15 protein-coding genes and 1 pseudogene are annotated in these 15,761 nt (G+C 40.2%); all 16 read left to right on the top strand.

Annotated features, from left to right (window positions below; genetic code table 11):
• Positions 1–169: pseudogene (gene ipk / locus V7149_RS08860) on the top strand (4-(cytidine 5'-diphospho)-2-C-methyl-D-erythritol kinase); the annotation flags it as partial.
• A 55-nt stretch (positions 170–224) separates the two neighbouring features.
• On the top strand, positions 225–1,043 hold the full coding sequence (gene purR, locus V7149_RS08865) for a pur operon repressor (RefSeq protein ID WP_335345275.1): 819 nt from the start codon (positions 225–227) through the stop codon (positions 1,041–1,043).
• Between the two features lie 35 nt (positions 1,044–1,078).
• Positions 1,079–1,453, top strand: coding sequence for a RidA family protein (locus V7149_RS08870; RefSeq protein WP_335345276.1), 375 nt, complete (start codon positions 1,079–1,081; stop codon positions 1,451–1,453).
• A gap of 258 nt (positions 1,454–1,711) precedes the next feature.
• On the top strand, positions 1,712–2,002 hold the full coding sequence (spoVG, locus tag V7149_RS08875) for a septation regulator SpoVG (RefSeq protein ID WP_053479353.1): 291 nt from the start codon (positions 1,712–1,714) through the stop codon (positions 2,000–2,002).
• A 441-nt stretch (positions 2,003–2,443) separates the two neighbouring features.
• Positions 2,444–3,817 (top strand): bifunctional UDP-N-acetylglucosamine diphosphorylase/glucosamine-1-phosphate N-acetyltransferase GlmU, encoded by a 1,374-nt coding sequence (glmU, locus tag V7149_RS08880; RefSeq protein ID WP_335345277.1) that lies wholly within the window; start codon positions 2,444–2,446, stop codon positions 3,815–3,817.
• A gap of 18 nt (positions 3,818–3,835) precedes the next feature.
• The gene (locus V7149_RS08885) at positions 3,836–4,792 is read left to right on the top strand and encodes a ribose-phosphate diphosphokinase (RefSeq protein WP_335345278.1); all 957 of its coding nucleotides are present in this window, start codon (positions 3,836–3,838) and stop codon (positions 4,790–4,792) included.
• 162 nt (positions 4,793–4,954) lie between these two features.
• Positions 4,955–5,587, top strand: a complete 633-nt coding sequence (locus V7149_RS08890; protein WP_335345279.1) for a 50S ribosomal protein L25/general stress protein Ctc — start codon at positions 4,955–4,957, stop codon at positions 5,585–5,587.
• A 116-nt stretch (positions 5,588–5,703) separates the two neighbouring features.
• Positions 5,704–6,264, top strand: coding sequence for an aminoacyl-tRNA hydrolase (pth, locus tag V7149_RS08895; protein WP_335345280.1), 561 nt, complete (start codon positions 5,704–5,706; stop codon positions 6,262–6,264).
• Positions 6,265–6,399: 135 nt separating this feature from the next.
• Entirely contained in the window at positions 6,400–6,630 is a 231-nt protein-coding gene (locus V7149_RS08900; RefSeq protein WP_315666815.1) for an anti-sigma-F factor Fin family protein, read from the top strand.
• 165 nt (positions 6,631–6,795) lie between these two features.
• Complete coding sequence (gene mfd / locus V7149_RS08905) at positions 6,796–10,329, top strand: transcription-repair coupling factor (protein WP_335345281.1); 3,534 nt, start codon at positions 6,796–6,798, stop codon at positions 10,327–10,329.
• Between the two features lie 427 nt (positions 10,330–10,756).
• The gene (spoVT, locus tag V7149_RS08910) at positions 10,757–11,293 is read left to right on the top strand and encodes a stage V sporulation protein T (protein WP_335345282.1); all 537 of its coding nucleotides are present in this window, start codon (positions 10,757–10,759) and stop codon (positions 11,291–11,293) included.
• A gap of 245 nt (positions 11,294–11,538) precedes the next feature.
• Positions 11,539–13,146 carry a putative polysaccharide biosynthesis protein gene (locus tag V7149_RS08915; protein WP_335345283.1) on the top strand — a complete coding sequence of 536 codons (1,608 nt, stop codon included), beginning with the start codon at positions 11,539–11,541 and terminating at the stop codon, positions 13,144–13,146.
• A gap of 8 nt (positions 13,147–13,154) precedes the next feature.
• Entirely contained in the window at positions 13,155–14,633 is a 1,479-nt protein-coding gene (gene mazG, locus V7149_RS08920) for a nucleoside triphosphate pyrophosphohydrolase (RefSeq protein ID WP_335345284.1), read from the top strand.
• Positions 14,620–14,886, top strand: coding sequence for an RNA-binding S4 domain-containing protein (locus V7149_RS08925; protein WP_335345285.1), 267 nt, complete (start codon positions 14,620–14,622; stop codon positions 14,884–14,886). Before mazG ends, V7149_RS08925 begins: the two co-directional genes overlap by 14 nt.
• A gap of 211 nt (positions 14,887–15,097) precedes the next feature.
• Positions 15,098–15,400 carry a sporulation protein YabP gene (gene yabP / locus V7149_RS08930; RefSeq protein ID WP_335345286.1) on the top strand — a complete coding sequence of 101 codons (303 nt, stop codon included), beginning with the start codon at positions 15,098–15,100 and terminating at the stop codon, positions 15,398–15,400.
• Positions 15,397–15,761: spore cortex biosynthesis protein YabQ (gene yabQ, locus V7149_RS08935; protein WP_335345287.1), on the top strand; the 365-nt coding region annotated here is incomplete at its 3' end. The genes yabP and yabQ, both read left to right, overlap by 4 nt.

Below are 15,761 nucleotides of genomic sequence, written 5' to 3' on the forward strand. Positions count from 1 at the left end.
AATAAGAAGATTTGGTGCAGATGCTGTTTTGATGAGCGGCAGTGGGCCGACTGTATTCGGACTTGTTCGCCATGACTCTAGAATGCAGCGAATTTATAATGGTTTGAGAGGCTTCTGTGATCAGGTATTCGCAGTAAGAATGCTTGGAGAACGACATAGACTTGATTAAATCCGGATAATGGTGATATATTAACAATAAAATATTCGGATTTGGGGGTCCTATGATGAAGTTTCGTCGAAGTGAGCGTTTAATTGATATGACGAATTATTTATTAGAACATCCAAGACAATTGGTTTCATTAACTTATTTCTCAGAAAGATATAAATCAGCTAAGTCCTCCATCAGTGAAGATTTAGCGATTATTAAGGATACATTTGAACAACGGGGAATTGGAACGTTACAAACGGTTCCGGGTGCAGCAGGCGGTGTGAAATTTCATGTCAAAGTATCGAATGAGGAAGCAAAATCATTCATATCGGAGCTTTGTGAGTTAATTGCCAGTCCTGATCGGTTATTACCTGGTGGCTATTTATACATGACAGATATAATAGGAAATCCTTCTATTGTGAATCGGGTCGGGCGTTTATTTGCTTCTGCTTTTGAGGAAACACCCATTGATGTTGTCATGACTGTAGCAACGAAGGGAATTTCTTTAGCTTATGCAGTAGCCAATTATTTAAATGTCCCTGTTGTCATCGTTAGAAAGGACAGTAAAGTCACAGAAGGCTCAACGGTCAGTATTAATTATGTATCTGGCTCATCCAGAAGATTATCAACGATGATGCTTTCAAAGAGAAGCTTGGCAGAAGGTTCTAGAGTGCTTATTGTCGATGACTTCATGAGGGGTGGAGGCACCATCAATGGAATGGTCAGCATGCTTGAGGAATTTAAAGCCAGTGTAGCAGGCATAGCTGTTTTAGTGGAAGCAGAAAAGTCAGAGGAACGTCTCGTGGATGAATATTTATCTCTCCTGCGATTATCAGATGTTGATGAAAAGGAAAAGAAGATCAATGTGAATGAAGGTAATTATTTTAAAAAATAAATGATTATCAAATTATATTTGAGGGGGATACAAATATGAAATATGTTCAAACTGCAAGTGCACCAGCCGCAATTGGTCCGTATTCACAAGGAATCATCGTAAACAACTTATTTTACAGCTCAGGTCAAATTCCGTTAACGGCTGAGGGTGTCCTAGTGGAAGGAGACGTTATCGCTCAGACTCATCAAGTGTTCAAAAATCTGCAGGCTGTACTTGAGGAGGCAGGCGCGTCTTTAGAAACAGTCGTGAAGGCAACCGTATTTATTAAAAATATGGACGACTTTGGTGCAATTAATGAAGTATACGGAGAATACTTCCATACCCATAAGCCTGCACGCTCTTGTGTAGAAGTTGCCCGATTGCCTAAGGATGTTTTAGTAGAAATCGAAGTAGTAGCTCTTGTAAAATAGCAGGTAAAATAAAAAACAAGCTCGTTGAATTCGCGAGCTTGTTTTTTTATAGGTATAAAGCTTCGTAGTTCAGATATTTTTACTATTTATTGTATAATTTTTGGTAGAATAGTCACAATGGATATGGGGTAATAAATAGAACTTCATCATTTGGAATAAAAGATTCTAAAAATTTTTTCGATTCAAGCAGGAAAAACTGAGTATATGTGGAATTAAATAGAGTAAGATGTGTATCTTTTAGCAAAGGTGGTGAACAGAATGGAAGTAACTGACGTAAGATTGCGCCGCGTTAATACAGATGGCCGTATGAGGGCGATTGCCTCTATTACTTTAGATCATGAATTTGTTGTTCACGATATTCGAGTAATTGATGGGAATAATGGATTATTTGTTGCAATGCCTAGCAAACGTACTCCGGATGGCGAGTTTAGGGATATTGCTCACCCTATTAACTCAGGAACACGGGGGAAAATCCAAGAGGCTGTATTATCAGAATACCACCGTTTAGGTGAATTAGAAGTTGAATTTGAAGAAGCAGGAGCTTCCTAATAATAAACAACTAGAGCCTACTTCATAAGTAAGGCTCTTTTTTGTTATTCGATTGTGTATAGCACTCCTCTCCTAATTCCCCATTACTCTTCATTTCAAACCTATCATTTTTATGAAAAAGCTCTGCGATTATGCTGTTTTACCCACCTTCCTTCCTTCAAATGGAAATAATTCAATCATTATCATGTAAAAAATATGTAGTTTTTTGTCATTCCTTGAAATATGACCGTTTATAAGATATATTTTTAATGGACAAAAAGGTTGTAAGAAAGAAAAATGCGGATGGAATTAACATCTAATATATTCGTAAATAAGTGAGTGAACCAATATAATGATAAAGGAGTATTGGGGCTTCACGCTGCCTTAATTTGTTCTGAAGGCGCTTGCGCTTTTCTAGAAATGGGCGATATTATATATTTCACTTGAAATGGGGGCCTGTCTGTGTATAATCGTTATGCGGTCATTTTAGCCGCGGGCCAAGGGACGAGAATGAAGTCTAAGCTTTATAAAGTCCTGCATCCTGTGTGTGGAAAGCCGATGGTTCAACATGTGGTTGATCAAGTTTCAAAGCTTAATATAGAGGAAATTGTAACGATCATTGGTCATGGGGCGGAATTGGTACAGGCACAACTCGGTGATAACATTAAGTATGCACTGCAGAAGGAACAGCTAGGTACGGCTCATGCTGTCATGCAGGCAAAGGAAATGCTTGATGGGAAAGAAGGCGTTACGATTGTCGTTTGTGGAGATACTCCGCTTATCGCACATGAAACAATGGAGGCACTCTATAAACACCACGAGGACAAAGGCGCTAAAGCAACGGTACTGACTGCTTGGGCCGACAATCCTACTGGCTATGGACGCATCGTCCGAAATGAAAGCGGACATGTCGAGAAGATAGTCGAGCATAAAGACGCGACAGAAGAAGAACGAAAGATTCAAGAGATCAATACGGGTACTTATTGTTTTGATAATCAAGCTTTATTTCAAGCCTTAAGCCTGGTAAGCAATGATAATGTCCAGGGCGAATATTATTTGCCGGATGTGATTGAGATTTTGAAAAATGAAGGAGCCCCTATTGCAGCTTTCCAAACCGCTGAATTTGAGGAGACTCTTGGTGTGAATGACAGGGTTGCTCTTTCTGAGGCGGAACGATTGATGAGAAAGAGAATAAATGAGTTCCACATGCGAAATGGCGTGTCATTCATTGATCCATCCAATACGTATATTGATTCCGATATATCGATAGGAATGGATACGATCATATACCCTGGCACGATTCTTTCTGGCAAAACAGCGATCGGATCTAATTGTGTCATTGGTCCTCATAGTGAGATTTCAGATTGTACGGTTGGTGATCATACCACGATCCGGCAATCTGCAGCTTTTGACAGTCAAATTGGTTCTGATGTCCAAATTGGGCCATTTGCTCATATCCGTCCGAAATCTGACATTCATGGGCATGTGAAAATTGGAAACTTTGTTGAAGTGAAAAAAGCTGTTTTCGGTGAAGGAAGCAAGGCATCTCATTTAAGCTATATAGGGGATGCTGAAGTCGGCCGCGATGTAAATATTGGTTGCGGCACGATTACAGTCAACTACGATGGGAAAAATAAATTCCTGACGAAGATAGAAGATGGAGTTTTCGTAGGCTGCAATTCTAATCTCGTGGCACCAGTAACCATTGGGGAAAATGCCTATGTTGCAGCGGGCTCAACGATAACAGAGGATGTTCCTGGAGGGGCTTTATCCATCGCAAGGGCGCGTCAAGTAAATAAAGAGAATTATGCAGAAAAACTAAACGGCAAGAAATAATTCAGGTGGAGGCTTAACATGTCTAATCAATATTTAGATCCAAATTTAAAGGTTTTTAGTCTTAATTCTAACCGTGAATTGGCAAAAGAAATTGCTAATGTTATCGGAGTAGAGCTTGGAAAATGTTCAGTGCAGCGTTTTAGCGATGGAGAAATTACAATTAATATCGAAGAAAGCATTCGTGGATGTGATGTTTATGTGATTCAATCTACAAGCTCTCCAGTGAATGAACATTTAATGGAGCTCCTCATTATGATTGATGCCCTAAAACGTGCATCGGCAAAAACGATTAATATTGTTATGCCTTATTATGGGTATGCACGTCAAGATCGTAAAGCTAGAGCCCGTGAACCAATTACGGCAAAGCTTGTCGCAAACTTACTTGAAACAGCAGGTGCAACACGTGTTATTACACTTGACTTGCATGCTCCGCAAATTCAAGGTTTCTTCGACATTCCAATTGATCATTTAATGGGTGTTCCGATTCTTTCTGATTACTTTAAAGATAAAGCTATGAATAACGATGTTGTTATCGTATCACCAGACCATGGCGGTGTAACCAGAGCAAGAAAGCTTGCTGAACGATTAAAAGCTCCGATTGCCATTATTGATAAGCGCCGTCCGAAGCCGAATGTAGCGGAAATTATGAATATTGTTGGACATATTGATGGAAAAGTAGCTATCTTGATTGATGATATTATTGATACTGCTGGAACGATCACATTAGCTGCAAATGCACTTGTTGAACATGGTGCGTCTGAAGTGTATGCATGCTGTACACATCCAGTATTATCAGGCCCGGCCATTGAGAGAATCCAAAACTCCTCAATTAAAGAGTTAGTTGTGACGAATTCAATCGCCCTTCCAGAAGAAAAGAGAACGGAGAAAATAGTTCAGCTTTCAGTTGCGCCTCTTATTGGAGAAGCAATCATCCGTGTACATGAGGAGCAATCTGTAAGCACACTATTTGATTGATTTAAATATTATTAACAATAGACAGGCATGCTAAATAGCATGCCTGTCTTTATTTGCTCCACAATGTTATACTAAATATTGTTGGAAGGTTTAGACTCCCCCCATTTAGGGCATTTTTTATATAGAGTCTTGATTAATGTAATAAGGAAAGGGGACCTACTTATGACAACTGTTTTACAAGCAAAGGAAAGAAAGGAATTTCGCGGCTCGGTCTTAACGCGTATTCGACAAGAAGGGAATATTCCTGCTGTGGTCTATGGGGCCAAGATTGAAAGTCAATCGATTTATTTTAATGAGAAGGATTTCACGAAAGTAATCCGTCAAGTGGGCAGGAATGGCGTCATTTCATTGGATTTAAGCGGTAAGAAGCATAATGTAGTATTAAGTGACTATCAGGCAGACCCGATAAAAAATGAGATTATTCATGTTGACTTTCTTGCAGTAGATATGAACCAAGAAATAACTGCTAATGTCCGTATTGCTCTTACTGGAGATGCAGCAGGAGTGAAGGACGGTGGTGTTATGCAGCAGGCTTTACATGAAGTTTCTGTTACAGCTACGCCGGATAACATCCCTCAATCTGTTGATGTCGATGTAACTAGTCTTCAGGTTAATGAAACGTTAACAATTGGTGATATAAAAACAAACCTCAACTATGAGATCAATAATGAGGAAGAGGAAGTCATTGCTTCTATTCTTCCGCCTAGACAAGAAGAAGAAATTCATAGCGGTGAACAGCAGGCTGGTGGAACTCCGGAAAATGAAGAAGGCAGAGAAACTAAGGCTAGTGAATAATAAAGGTTAAAATAGATGAGTTCCTTGCAATGAATAAGGGGCTGACCCGAAAAATGATTGGTCAGCCCTATTTTCACGTTCAGTGCTCTGCGCTTTTTATAATAAGAGGTGGAATCATGAAACTAATAGTAGGGCTAGGGAACCCTGGGAAGCAGTATGAGAAAACAAGGCATAATATTGGTTTTGAGGTCATTGATGCACTTTCAGAGAAGTTTAATATCCCTCTTGACCAGGCGAAATTCCAGGGGGTTTATGGAGTGGGCCATGTAAATGGGGAAAAGGTATATTTATTAAAGCCGCTTACATATATGAACCTTTCAGGTGAATCTATTGTTCCGTTAATGGATTATTTCGAAATTGACAATGATGAGCTTGTAGTTATCTATGATGATCTAGATCTCCCGGTTGGGAAGATCCGGTTAAGGCAAAAGGGCAGTGCTGGAGGGCATAATGGAATCAAGTCCACCATCGCACATTTGGGTACACAAGAGTTTAACAGAATAAGAGTTGGAATTGACAGGCCGTCGAGCGGGATGAAAGTGTCTGACTATGTGTTAGGGCGCTTTTCAAAAGAAGAGCAGGAGCAAATGGGTGAAGTCATCAAAAGATGTTCAGATGCCTGTGAGGAATGGATCTCTAAGCCGTTTTTACAAATCATGAATGAATTTAATCAATAATTCCTCATATATCTCTACTTTTTTCATAAGATAGTATATCATTCTTATTATGCTGTATAAGCTATTGCCGAATGAATAAGTTCCTTTAGAAACGATCATACTATTGATACTGAGTGTATAATAGGAGGAACAGGCATGGCTATACATTATCATTGCCGCCATTGTGGAGTGGAGATTGGTACGATAGAAGATACCGACATCCACACGGAGCAATTAGGCTTTCATTTATTAAATCATGAGGAACGTCAAGAGATGATTGCGTACGATATGGCGGGCAATCTTCAGGTAAAGGCAATTTGCGAGGATTGTCATGAATTACTACAGAGAAATCCGGAATACCATCAGCATGATTTTCTAATTCAATAACAGGCTTTGGACATCTATCCAAAGCATTTTTCTATTTAATTCAAAAATGCGGAGAACGCTTTGAATAAAAAAGGAACGCAGACTAAGAACGCCACGTCCTGTGGCAACGTCTGCATGACCCGCATCCACGGGCCTCATTCTTCTTAAGAAAGGGAGGGTAGTCATATGAAAGGACTCAAGAATATGATTAGTGGGCAAGATGATCTGCAATCCGTCTTGTCTGGAATTAAGGAAGGGCTTAAGGAGCAGTTAATATCAGGCTTATCCGGTTCTGCAAGGACTTTATTTCTATCATCTGTCTATGAGCAAACACGAAGGCCGGTATTAATCATTACACATAATCTTCTGCAGGCGCAAAAGCTTTATGATGATATCGTTCATCTCGTTAAGGAATCAGAAGTGTTTTTATATCCGGCTAATGAATTAATTGCCGCTGAAATTAGTATTGCCAGCCCAGAATTAAAGGCACAGCGAATCGAAGTGTTAAATTATTGGAGTAAAAGTAAAAATGGAATATTAATTGCACCAATGGCAGCCTTAAGGAAAATTCTTCCACCAGCCTCTCTCTGGAGAAAAAGTCAGCTTACCTTAAAGATAGGAGATGAACTTCAGGAGGAGCAGCTTCTAACATTCGTCCAAATGGGCTACTCGCGTGTGAGCATGGTTTCGTCTCCCGGTGAGTTTAGTGTAAGAGGCGGAATTATTGATATCTATCCATTAACAGAATCCGATCCCATTCGAATTGAATTATTTGATACAGAAGTAGATTCTATTCGATCGTTTTCATTGGAAGATCAACGGTCCAAGGAAAAAATATCTGAAGTTACAATTGGTCCCGCAACTGAATATCCATTAACAGTTGAGCACTTTCAGAAAATGATTGAAAAGATTGAAGCGGGATTAGGCATAAGCCTAAAGAAGTTAAAGGATGAAAAAGTAAAAACATTGCTCACACAGAACATCGGATACGAGCTTGAGCAATTAAGAATGGGGAGCAAGCCTAACCAGCTATTTAAGTATCTCTCTTTTGCATATGAAAAAGAAAATAGTTTAGTAGACTATCTTCCAGAAAATGCGCTGATTTTCATCGATGAAATTAGCAGAGTTCAAGAAATGAATGACTCTCTTGAAAAGGAAGAGGCCGAGTGGTATACAAGTCTATTAGGTGAGGGGCAAATGATTCATGATGTGAAAATATCCCATAATTTAAAGGGGTTTTTACAGCAAAAGAAACAGCCGCTCATTTATTTGTCATTGTTTCTAAGACATATCCCAAATACGAATCCGCAAAATATTATTAATATTTCCTGTAAACAAATGCAAAACTTCCACGGTCAAATGAATGTCCTCAAAGGGGAAATTGAACGATGGAGAAAAGGAAATTACACGGTCATCTTTTTAGGCTCTGATGAAGAAAGAGTGAAGAAGCTTCAAAGAGTTTTGGAAGACTATGAAATCGAAGCATTCTATATCAAGAATGATCAGCCTCTCCTTTTAGGAAAGGTTCAAATTATGGCAGGTGGTTTGTTAACTGGATTCGAGCTACCAAGCCAAAGATTTGCGGTCATTACAGAAGAAGAGCTTTTTAATAAAAGAACGAAAAAGCAGACCCGCCGTCAAAAGCTGTCTAATGCGGAACGGATTAAAAGCTATTCCGAGTTAAAAGTTGGAGATCATGTCGTTCATGTGAATCACGGGATAGGAAAATATTTAGGAATTGAAACACTTGAAATTAATGGGGTTCATAAGGATTATCTCCATATTCGTTATCACGGTACGGATAAGCTTTATGTTCCAGTCGAGCAAATTGATCTTATTCAAAAATATGTAGGCTCCGAAGCAAAGGAACCTAAATTATATAAGCTTGGCGGAAGCGATTGGAAGAGGGTTAAGAAGAAGGTTGAATCCTCTGTACAAGATATTGCAGATGACTTAATTAAGCTTTATGCAGAGCGAGAAGCATCGAAAGGACATGCTTTTAGCCCAGATGGGGAGATGCAGCGGGAATTCGAGGCAGCCTTTGCATATCAAGAAACAGAGGATCAGCTTCGTTCCATTCACGAAATTAAAAGAGATATGGAAAGAGAGCGCCCGATGGACCGGTTATTATGCGGGGATGTGGGCTATGGGAAAACAGAAGTAGCGATTCGTGCTGCCTTCAAAGCGATCGCCGATGGAAAACAAGTAGCTTTCCTTGTTCCGACAACTATCCTTGCTCAGCAGCATTACGAAACAATGAGAGAGCGCTTTCAGGATTATCCGATCGAGGTCGGATTGCTAAGCCGATTTAAATCTAGGAAACAGCAAACAGAAACGATCAAAGGTTTAAAGGCGGGGACCATTGATGTGGTAGTCGGGACTCATCGTATTCTTTCAAAGGACATTTCGTATCGAGACCTAGGCCTGCTTATTGTCGATGAGGAACAGCGGTTTGGGGTCACACATAAGGAGAAAATAAAACAGCTGAAAACAAATGTGGATGTTCTAACATTAACGGCTACACCTATTCCTAGAACTCTTCATATGTCGATGCTCGGCGTGCGTGATTTATCGGTCATCGAAACTCCTCCGGAAAATCGCTTTCCTATTCAGACATATGTGATGGAGTATAATGGAGGAATTGTACGAGAGGCGATTGAAAGAGAGCTTGCTCGCGATGGGCAGATTTATTTCCTTTATAACCGAGTAGAGGATATAGAACGGAAAGCGGAGGAAATATCTATGCTTGTTCCAGACGCAAGAGTGACCTATGCCCATGGGAAAATGACTGAAAATGAGCTCGAATCGGTTATGCTAGGTTTCCTTTCCGGCGAATATGATGTACTTGTGAGCACGACAATCATTGAGACTGGGGTAGATATCCCAAATGTCAACACGCTCATTGTTCACGATGCCGATAAAATGGGGCTATCACAGCTTTATCAGCTGAGAGGAAGGGTTGGCCGTTCTAATCGGGTCGCCTACGCGTATTTTACCTATAGAAAAGATAAAGTACTAACCGAGGTAGCTGAGAAGCGGCTCCAGGCTATTAAAGAATTTACAGAGCTTGGCTCCGGATTCAAAATTGCCATGCGTGACCTGTCCATTAGGGGCGCGGGAAATTTATTAGGTGCTGAACAGCATGGCTTCATTGATTCTGTTGGGTTTGATTTATATTCGCAAATGCTTAAGGAAGCGATCGAAAATAGGAAAGGCAATCTGGAGCATGAGAATAAGCAGAGGCTCGAAATTGATCTAGAATTAGATGCTTATATTCCTGATTCCTATATTTCAGATGGCCATCAAAAGATTGAAATGTATAAACGCTTTAGAGGTGCTTCAAGTATAGAGGATATCAAGGAGCTTCATGATGAAATGCTCGATCGATTCGGAGAATACCCTGAAGAGGTTGCCTATTTATTCCAAGTCGCACAAATGAAGGTTCTTGGAGAGCTTGCCGGAGTGGAAACGATTAAACAGAGTAAACAAGAAATACTGATTCTGCAATCAGAAAAGGCAAGCGAACGAATAGACGGTCCGAAAATCTTTGAAGTCACAAGTAAATTTGGACGTACAGTAGGGCTTGGGATGGATGGAAAAAAACTCAAGGCAGTACTCCATATAAAAGGAATCAAACCAAATGAATGGTTAAAAATAGCCTTTGAAGTGGTACAAGGGATGAAGGATTCCGTTAAAGAACAGCATAGTCAGGCATTATAAATTCTAATGCCCCTTAAATAAATAAGCAGAGCAAAAGCCCTAAAAGCTTTCAAATATGTTTACTCATGGAAAACGAAGGGTATTTCTTTAGAAAAACCACCAAAGTTCATCTAAGTACAGAAAACGATCCAGATGATTTTTCCGAGTTTTAATGGAAAGATAAACTCGAGAAAAAATAATTGAACGTGTATAGAACTTTCCATATGAAAGATACTAAGTTCAAACATGGCGATGTATTCAATTTCTCCCAATTTTGAATCATGGCCAGATAAGAAAAGCTGAAAATTGCGCGCTTTCAGTGCGGGACTCCAACCTTGGGCATTATACTTTAGTACAATGCGCCAGAAGTCGGACATCTGTCTGAATTTGGAAAATCCTTTTTCTTATTTCTATAAAAAATCATCAGATGAAAGTGAGGCAACATTGGATGAAAGCAACTGGTATTGTTCGTCGAATCGATGATTTAGGGCGTGTGGTTATTCCTAAGGAAATTCGCAGAACGCTGCGTATTCGTGAAGGAGACCCATTAGAAATTTTCGTTGACCGTGATGGAGAGGTCATTTTGAAGAAGTACTCACCGATCAGTGAACTAAGCGACTTTGCAAAAGAGTATGCGGAGGCACTGTTTGACAGCTTAGGAAACCCAGTATTAATTTGTGACAGAGATACATATATCACTGTTGCAGGGGGATCCAAGAAGGAATACTTAAACAAAAACATTAGTGAATTAGTAGAGAAGACGATGGAGGACCGTAGTTCAGTCCTTATAACACAATCAGGTGAATTTGCACTGGTTGATGGTCATACTGAAGCCATTTCTTCCTACACCATTGGACCAATCATTGCAAATGGAGATCCAATTGGTGCTGTGATCATCTATGCCAAAGAAGATACGTTAGGAGAAGTTGAGCAAAAGGCTGTAGAAACAGCTGCAGGATTTTTAGCAAGACAAATGGAATCATAAGGTGAAACTTCCATCAGTGGGCCTCCATATAATTGGGGGCCCACTGATGGTTTTTCGGGTTGGCTGCCCTTTAAATTAATAAACTGTTATATATGTGCTCCTGCGCCATAGTATACTCGGGGAAGTGTTGTTCAGCTCGTCGCATGGCAGCACGAGGTAAATTCAATGAAGTGACTCATGGGGGCAATTAAGTAAGCAGCCATGTTATAATACTTTCGAATGTAAGATTTGGAAGGAGAGGGGCAATGGGTCCCGAGAAAAAAGCTATAGAATTATTTAAAGGGGCTTTCGTTTTAACTTTTGCCGCATTAATCGTAAAAATATTAAGCGCCGTCTACCGCGTACCGTTTCAAAATATTGTGGGAGATGTTGGTTTTTATATTTATCAGCAAGTTTATCCGTTTTATGGAGTTGCCCTTGCTTTATCTACATATGGTTTTCCGGTTGTGATTTCAAAGCTTTACACGGAGCTTTCGAGCCGGGAGGAAAAAAATGGGGCACAGCATCTATTTTTCACATCCGCCCTAATATTATTTATAATCGGATTTATTTGTTTTGCTTTTCTTTTCTGGGGCGCGGATTGGCTGGCGGCTCAAATGAAGGATCCTAAGCTTGTGATTTTACTGAAAGTCATTTCAGTCACGTTTTTAATTTTCCCTGTAGTTGCATTGCTGAGAGGCTTTTACCAAGGGAGAGGGAATATGGTTCCTACAGCCATATCCCAAGTGGTTGAGCAATTAATAAGAGTGATTACGATCTTCTTAGCCGCTTTTTTGCTGACAAGTAAGGGATATAGCTTGTACGTTGTAGGAGGAGGAGCGGCGTTCGGCTCTGTAACAGGCGGAATCGCAGCCATTATTGTTCTCATAACGTTTTATTGGATAGGAAGACGGAAATCTCATCTTCCTTTAGCAAAATTTGATATTCAAAAAAACATACAAATAGCTAGGGCTCTTTTGGTACAGGGATTTGCCATATGCGTAAGCAGCTTGCTCCTTGTGTTTTTGCAAATGGCAGATTCTTTAAATCTATATTCGATGCTTATTTCTTCAGGAGTAGATGCTCATGAGGCGAAAGAGCTTAAGGGAATTTATGATCGAGGTCAGCCGCTTATTCAGGTAGGGATGGTGGTTGCCACTTCCATGTCATTATCATTAGTTCCGATTATTACAAGTGAAAAATTAAAGTCAAATATTGCATTTATGCATGATAACATTCAGCTAGCGCTTAAAATCGCCTTGTTTGTAGGAGTCGCCGCAACAATCGGCTTGTGGAGTATTATTCGCCCAACAAATATTATGCTGTTTGAAAACAGTGAGGGTTCAGATGTTTTAGGGGTTTTGAGCCTTATTATTTTATTAAGCTCCATCATAATGACTGTTACCGCTATATTACAAGGCTTAGGCATTATTCTTTTTCCAGCCTTTGTTATTCTTGGCAGCTTCGCGGTGAAATATGTACTAAATGCATTACTTATTCCGCCATTAGGGACATTGGGAGCAGCGGCATCCTCGTGTTTGACCTTAAGTTTCATTATGGTCATCTTGCTAGTTAAGCTCCGCAATCAAGTGCGGACGCGGATTTTGAACAAACGATTTATCCTTATCATTGGAATAGCTGCACTTTCTATGTTTATTGCCTTGCGGGTTTATTTATATATGACGGGTTATTTAGCCAGCTTCGAAGAGGGGCGTTTGTTTAATGGCTTTCAGGCATTAAGTGCTGTGGCTGTTGGCGGATTTATTTATCTTTGGATTGTATTAAAAGGGAATACCTTTAAAGAAAAAGAGCTTTTCATGCTGCCATTTGGGAGCAAGCTGGTTTTTTTTCTGCCTAAAAGGAATAGGAGATGAACCAATCAATGTCAAAAATTACGATTCTTGGGTTAGGTGCCGGGGATTTAGAGCAGCTCCCTCTAGGAGTCTACCGTGCCCTGAAAAGTGCTTCCCCCCTATATCTGCGGACGAAAGAACATCCTGTCGTTATGGAATTGGTGAAGGAGGGGCTTGAATTCTCTTCATTTGACTCTATATATGAAAAACACGAGCAATTTCATGAAGTATATGAAGAAATTTGTTCGAGCCTGCTAGATGAAGCTTTACGCGGAGATGTTACTTATGCAGTACCAGGTCATCCGCTTGTTGCGGAACGCACTGTTCAGCTGTTGCTGGAGAGAGCGGAAGATCATGGAATAACGATAGAAATCGGCGGGGGGCAAAGCTTTCTTGATGCCTTGTTCCAGTCACTTAAAATTGATCCAATCGAGGGCTTTCAGCTGCTTGATGGAACAAGCTTGAAGAAAGATGAGCTAGAAGTGAAGCATCACATGATCATTGGGCAGGTGTATGATCAGTTTGTGGCATCTGAAGTAAAGCTTACACTAATGGATTTATTGCCTTATGATTATAATGTTTTTATTGTGACGGCCGCAGGGAGCAAGGAAGAGCAGCTTCGCAAGGTTCCTTTGTACGAATTGGATCGGGATATGGAGATAAATAATCTTACTTCTATTTATGTTCCTCCCGTAACGGATGAGGCCATTTTGTATAAAAGCTTTTCCAAGCTGCGAGAGATTATTGCCGAGCTTCGCGGGCCAAATGGCTGCCCATGGGATAAAAAACAAACGCATGAGTCATTAAAAAAGTATTTAATCGAAGAAGCGTACGAGCTTATTGAAGCGATTAATGAAGACGATATCGATCATATGGCGGAGGAACTCGGAGATGTCCTTCTGCAGGTCATGCTTCATGCGCAAATAGGGGAGGATGAAGGCTTCTTTTCCATTGAAGATGTGATTGAAGGGATTTCCGGAAAAATGGTACGCCGCCATCCGCATGTATTTGGGGATGTAACCGCTGAGACGGAAGAAGATGTATTAAGAAATTGGCAGGATATTAAGCAGGAAGAAAAGGGCCAATCGGAGGAAAAATCAATCCTTGACGAAATAAGTAAATCCCTTCCCAATTTAATGGCCGCTGCCGATATTCAGAAAAAGGCAGCAAAGGTTGGCTTTGACTGGGAGGAAGTCGGGCCTGCCTGGGAGAAAGTAAAAGAAGAGCTTCGTGAATTTGAATTAGAGGCGGAAAAAGGAAGCAAGCAAATCGTGAATGAGTTTGGTGATATCCTATTTGCTATTGTGAATATTGCACGTTTTTACCAAATTGACGCTGAAGAAGCTCTGTTTTTAACAAATCAGAAGTTCAAACGCCGCTTTGCTTATGTAGAAAAGAAGGTAAAAGAGAGCGGAAAGCGCTTTGCCGATTACCGGTTAGAGCAATTAGATGAATTCTGGGAAGAAGCAAAACGGTTGGAGAGGAGTCCAGACAATGAGATTAGATAAATTTTTGAAAGTATCCCGATTAATAAAAAGAAGAACGCTGGCAAAAGAGGTTTCCGATCAAGGGAGAATTCTTGTGAATGGCCAGCAGGCAAAGGCAAGCACTGTTGTTAAGGTCGGGGATGAGTTAGTTATCCGCTTTGGGCAAAGAGTAGTCACTGTCAAAATTGACCGGATTCAAGAAACAACGAAAAAAGAAGAAGCTGCAGAAATGTATACGATTGTAAAAGAGGAAAAGGTCGGAGTCGAGGAATAAGTACTCCACTTTTCTATTTGTCTAGCTCCAGCACCTAGGGGCTCGCCGACTAAGTACGCCACGTCCTGTGGCAAAGTCGGCACTAGTACGTCCTGNNCTTATGCTTGTCGCCCCTGATCAAGGTGATTCCGCTTTTCTAAGTTCTATTTCTCATCCCTTTCTCATAACATGTACAAAAAGCTTGTACTTTGTGATTGTGAGGGGATGTAAGATGAGCCAATATTTTGAGCAAAATTCAACAAAGTCGAATGTTCAGGACCACGATGTTATTATGCGTGGAAGAAGGCTTTTGGACATTACAGGGGTTAAGCAGGTAGAGAGCTTTGATAATGAGGAATTTTTATTAGATACTGTAATGGGGTTTTTGGCGATTAAAGGTCAGAACCTGCAGATGAAAAATCTTGATGTCGATAAAGGGGTTGTCTCCATAAAAGGGAAAATATTTGATCTCGTTTATTTAGATGATCAGCATGGAGATAAGGCTAAAGGCTTCTTTAGCAAGTTATTCCGATGACTTTATCGACACAATTTATCACCATGCTAGCCATGATTGGCATGGGCAGTGTCTTTGGCGCAGCTCTTGATACTTACAACCGCTTCCTAAAACGCAGTAATCGCAAAAGCTGGATTGTTTTTATCAATGATATCCTCTTTTGGGTTGTACAAGGGCTGGCTATTTTTTATATTTTATTTATCGTCAATCGCGGAGAACTGAGATTTTATATATTTATTGCCCTTTTATGCGGCTTTGCGGCCTATCAAAGTTTATTTAAAGGATTATATGTGCGTCTTCTGGAGATTTCTATTTCGGTAATTGTCGCTATTTATCGCTTTTTATTAAAATTGTTTCATTATATGATCTATAAACCAGTAAG

Origin of the sequence: Bacillus sp. JJ1503 (genome assembly GCF_036965125.1) — a bacterium.
Classification (GTDB): domain Bacteria; phylum Bacillota; class Bacilli; order Bacillales; family Cytobacillaceae; genus Cytobacillus.

Coding starts and splice junctions, on each gene's coding strand:
- V7149_RS08890 (WP_335345279.1), top strand. CDS start 4,955: ATGACAACTGTTTTACAAGCAAAGGAAAGAAAGGAATTTCGCGGCTCG.
- V7149_RS08900 (WP_315666815.1), top strand. CDS start 6,400: ATGGCTATACATTATCATTGCCGCCATTGTGGAGTGGAGATTGGTACG.
- mfd (WP_335345281.1), top strand. CDS start 6,796: ATGAAAGGACTCAAGAATATGATTAGTGGGCAAGATGATCTGCAATCC.
- yabP (WP_335345286.1), top strand. CDS start 15,098: ATGAGCCAATATTTTGAGCAAAATTCAACAAAGTCGAATGTTCAGGAC.
- purR (WP_335345275.1), top strand. CDS start 225: ATGAAGTTTCGTCGAAGTGAGCGTTTAATTGATATGACGAATTATTTA.
- spoVG (WP_053479353.1), top strand. CDS start 1,712: ATGGAAGTAACTGACGTAAGATTGCGCCGCGTTAATACAGATGGCCGT.
- mazG (WP_335345284.1), top strand. CDS start 13,155: ATGTCAAAAATTACGATTCTTGGGTTAGGTGCCGGGGATTTAGAGCAG.
- V7149_RS08925 (WP_335345285.1), top strand. CDS start 14,620: ATGAGATTAGATAAATTTTTGAAAGTATCCCGATTAATAAAAAGAAGA.
- spoVT (WP_335345282.1), top strand. CDS start 10,757: ATGAAAGCAACTGGTATTGTTCGTCGAATCGATGATTTAGGGCGTGTG.
- V7149_RS08870 (WP_335345276.1), top strand. CDS start 1,079: ATGAAATATGTTCAAACTGCAAGTGCACCAGCCGCAATTGGTCCGTAT.
- V7149_RS08885 (WP_335345278.1), top strand. CDS start 3,836: ATGTCTAATCAATATTTAGATCCAAATTTAAAGGTTTTTAGTCTTAAT.
- V7149_RS08915 (WP_335345283.1), top strand. CDS start 11,539: ATGGGTCCCGAGAAAAAAGCTATAGAATTATTTAAAGGGGCTTTCGTT.
- pth (WP_335345280.1), top strand. CDS start 5,704: ATGAAACTAATAGTAGGGCTAGGGAACCCTGGGAAGCAGTATGAGAAA.